2 protein-coding genes are annotated in these 2,173 nt (G+C 77.0%); both read left to right on the plus strand.

Annotated elements, in window-relative coordinates; genetic code table 11:
• Window positions 1-3 precede the first annotated feature (3 nt).
• Window positions 4-849 (plus strand): ImuA family protein, encoded by an 846-nt coding sequence (locus D7X12_RS40995; RefSeq protein ID WP_120630524.1) that lies wholly within the window; start codon window positions 4-6, stop codon window positions 847-849.
• A gap of 16 nt (window positions 850-865) precedes the next feature.
• On the plus strand, window positions 866-2,173 hold a 1,308-nt coding region (locus tag D7X12_RS41000; protein ID WP_244225090.1), incomplete at its 3' end, for a Y-family DNA polymerase.

The following is a 2,173-nucleotide window of genomic DNA, read 5'->3' on the forward strand; positions in this document are numbered from 1 at the left end:
GCGGTGGGGGTGGTGGAGGAGCTGCGTGAACGGATCCGTCAACTCCAGGCCGCGCCCCGGCGCTCGCTCCCGGTGCTGCGCACGGGTGTGGACGCGGTGGATGCGCTGCTGCCCATGGGCGGCCTTCCCCTGGGGCACTCGGTGGAGCTGTGTGGGGAGGCGGCGTCCGGGCGCACCAGCCTGGCGCTGCGCGCGGTGGCCTCCGCGCACCGGGAGCTGCGCCTGTGCGCGTGGGTGGACGGCCCCCGGGAGCTCTATCCCCCCGCGGCGGCGTCGCTGGGCGTGGATCTGGAGCGGCTGCTCGTCGTGCAGCCCCGGGCCTTCGCGCAGCGCGTGTGGGCCACGGTGCAGCTCGCGCGCAGCGGCGCCTTCACCTGCGTGGTGCTGGACCTGACGCACGGCGTGGGCGCGGCGGGACGGCCGGAGCGGCTCTCCCTGCCGGAGGCGCGCAAGCTCGCGGACGCGGCGGCGCGGGGCGGGACGCTGGTGCTGCTGCTCACGTCCCCGGAGGCCCCGGCGGACGGTCTGGCGCGGCTGCGGCTGGAGGCCCAGGGCGTCCAGGGCTGGTCCGTGGAGTTGGAGCGCAGCCGGGGCGGTGGCGTGGGGACGCGCGTCGTCAGTCCCTGGCAGGAGCTGTACCCGGAGGTCGGGCTGGATGCCGGGGCGCGCCAGTTGGACGTGGACGGCGTGGGCCACGACGCGGGGGCGGCGGCTGCCGGGCCGGGCTTCTACCGGGAGTCGGCCGCCCACGTGCGCAACGGCTGCGGCATCCAGGGCCAGCGGCCCGGACGCGATGCGCCCATGCCGTCCCTGCGCCAGGACCTTCCGCCGTCGTCGGGCGCGTGCTGAGGGAAGGGGCATCCCGATGCGAAGGGGCTACCTGCACGTCACGCGCTTCCCGGTGCAGCGCAAGGTCATCGAATCGCCATCGCTCGCGGGTCAGCCGCTCGCGTTGGTGGAGGAGGTGCGTGGCCAGCGCCGGGTGGCCTTCGCCTCCACGCGCGCGCTGAAGGCCGGCGTGCGGCCGGGGATGACGCTGACGGCGGCGACGGCGCTGGAGCCCGAGCTGCGGCACTTCCCCTACCGCCCCCAGGACGAGGCCCAGGCGCTGAGCGCGCTGGGGGAGTCGCTGCTCGGGCTGTGCCCGGGCTTCCAGCGGGATGCGCCGGAGGGCCTGTGGTTCGACGCGGGGGCCGCGCACCTGGTGGGGGGCGAGCCGGAGCTGGGGGCTCGCGTGCTGGAGGTCTGCGCTGAGCAGGGCTACCGGGCGCACGTGACGGTGGCCTCGGAGGCGTTCACCTCGCGGGTGCTGGCGCGACATGGCACCCGGCGGGTGACGGTGGTGCCGGAGGGGCAGGGCGCGCGGGCGCTCGCCCCGCTGCCGCTCCAGGCGCTGGAGGACGGCGCGGCGCGGGCCTTCACGGTGCTGGGGTTGTCCACGCTGGGGGACGTGGCGGCGCTGCCGGCGGGCGCGGTGGTGGCGCGCGGTGGGGCGCCAGCGGCGCGGGCGCATGCGCGGTGCCGGGGGCTGGACGACACGCCCTTCACGCCCGAGCCGCTGGAGGAGACCCTGGAGGACCGCGTGGTGCTGGACGCGCCCGCGGACACCTTCGAACCCGTGCAGTTCGCGCTCAAGACGCTGTTGGACCGGCTGGGCGCGCGGCTCTCCGGGCGGCAGCGGGCGGCGGTGCGGCTCACCTTCGTGCTGCGGTTGGATCCCACCGGCGAGGCCCAGGTGCCGCTCCTGCTGGCGCGGCCCACGGCGCGGGCGAAGCTGCTGCTGGAGCTGGCCCGGCACCGCCTGGGCGAGCTGCGGCTGGAGCGCCCCGTGGCGGAGGTGGCGGTGCGGGTGGACGCGCACGACGAGGACCTGGGCCAGCAGCTCGCGCTGGGGGACGCGCCGGAGGGGGACGCGGCCCTGGAGGGGGTGCTGTCGCGGCTGGCGACGACGCTGGGCGAGGAGGCGCTGTTCGCGGCGTCCCTGGAGGCGGCGCACCGGCCAGAGGCCGCGCACGTCCCCCGGGCCTTCCATCCCCCGGAGGCGCGGCGCGCGAATGAAGCCGCGTCGCTGACGCACGCTGCGGCACTGGCGACCGCTGAGGAAGAAGCGCGGGTGCGCGCCCTGGAGGTGGTGGAACTCCGCGCCACGTTGACGGAAGCGAAGCAGGCGCAG

Origin of the sequence: Corallococcus sicarius (assembly GCF_003611735.1) — a bacterium.
In the GTDB taxonomy this organism is placed as follows: Bacteria; Myxococcota; Myxococcia; order Myxococcales; family Myxococcaceae; genus Corallococcus; species Corallococcus sicarius.